This is a genomic window from Actinosynnema sp. NPDC023658, assembly GCF_040639995.1.
Taxonomy (GTDB): Bacteria; Actinomycetota; Actinomycetes; order Mycobacteriales; family Pseudonocardiaceae; genus Actinosynnema.
Genome location: NZ_JBFAAX010001183.1, coordinates 1 through 1,585, shown reverse-complemented (window position 1 = coordinate 1,585; position 1,585 = coordinate 1). Strand labels below are relative to the sequence as shown.

The 1,585-nt window shown below is 72.6% G+C and carries 2 protein-coding genes; both read right to left on the bottom strand.

Going from position 1 to position 1,585, the window contains the following annotated elements:
- Positions 1–1,302, bottom strand: a 1,302-nt coding sequence (locus tag AB0G02_RS39360) for a M20/M25/M40 family metallo-hydrolase (protein ID WP_360805365.1), incomplete at its 3' end; no start/stop codon positions are given.
- Positions 1,303–1,326: 24 nt separating this feature from the next.
- Positions 1,327–1,585 (bottom strand): universal stress protein (locus AB0G02_RS39355; RefSeq protein ID WP_360805362.1); only part of this gene is annotated, 259 nt, incomplete at its 5' end.

Genomic DNA, 1,585 nt, shown 5'->3' with positions numbered 1-1,585 from the left:
GTCCAGGACGCGGACGCCGAACCGGAGCGCGTCGACCGGCACGCGCTCGTCCACGCCGTGGAACAGCCCGGAGAAGTCCAGGTCGGCCGGCAGCTTCAGCGGGGCGAAGCCGAAGTTGCGGATGCCCAGCTGCTGGAACGACTTGGCGTCCGTGCCGCCGGACAGCATGTACGGCAGCACCTTCGCGCCCGGGTCCTCGGCCGTGATCGACGCGGTCATCGCGTCCACCAGCGCGCCGTCGAACGTCGTCTCCACCGGCGGCAGGCCGAGCCACTCGCGTTCCACGTCCGGGCCGAGCAGCTCGGCCAGCTCGCGGTCGAACGCCTCCTCCCGGCCCGGCAGGATGCGGCAGTCCACCGTGGCCTCCGCGAACGACGGGATGACGTTCGCCTTGTACCCGGCCGACAGCATGGTGGGGTTGGCCGTGTCGCGCAGCGTCGCGCCGATCATCCGCGACAACGCGCCGAGCTTGCCGATCGAGCCTTCGAGGTCGTCCTCGGGGAACTCCAGCCCGGTGATCTCCGAGACCCCGGCCAGGAACTCCCGCACCGACGGCGACAGCACCACCGGGAACCGGTGCTGCCCCAGCTTGGTGACCGCCGCGGCGAGCTTGGCCACCGCGTTGTCGTGGTGGATCATCGAGCCGTGGCCCGCCGTGCCGCGCACGCGCAGCTTGAGCCAGCGGATGCCCTTCTCGGCGGTCTCCACCAGGTAGGCCCGGACGTCGTCCTTGAGGGTGATGGAGAACCCGCCGACCTCGCTGATGGCCTCGGTGACACCTTCGAACAGCTCCGGCCGGTTGTCCACCAGCCACTTGGCGCCGAACAGGCCGCCCGCCTCCTCGTCGGCCAGGAACGCGAACACGATGTCGCGCGGCGGCACCACGCCGTCCCGCTTGAACCGGCGCGCGACGGCGAGCGTCATCGCGACCATGTCCTTCATGTCGACCGCGCCGCGACCCCACACGTACCCGTCCTGCACCGCCCCGGAGAACGGGTGCACCGACCACTCCGAGGCGTCGGCGGGCACGACGTCCAGGTGACCGTGCACCAGCAGCGCCCCCCGTGACGGGTCGGCGCCCGCCAGGCGGGCGATCACGTTGCCGCGCCCCTTCGCGCCGGACTCGACGTAGGTCGTCTCGTAGCCGACCTCGCCCAGCTTCTCCGCGACCCACTCGGCCGCCGCGCGCTCCCCGGCGACCGTCGCCGGGTCCCCCGTGTTGGTCGTGTCGATCCTGATCAGCTCGCTGGCCAGCGACACGACCTCGTCCTGCGCGAGCCCCAGCCCGGCACCGTCATCCAAGTTACTCACCGGGACTTCCTACCACTACCGACGCGGCGTCGCGGCGGTCGAATCGGACGTCACAGCGCCGTGCACGACGGCCAGCGGGCAGGGCGCGTGGTGCAGCACCGCGTGGCTGACCGAGCCGAACAGCGCGCGCCGCACCGCCCCGTGCCCGCGCGTGCCCACGACCAGCAGTGCGGCGCCCTCGGCCTGCTCGATCAGGGCTTGGGCCGGCCGAGCCAGGGACACCACCGGTTCCGCGCGCACCCCGGGCCGGCGGGCGAGCGCACCGGCGAGCGAC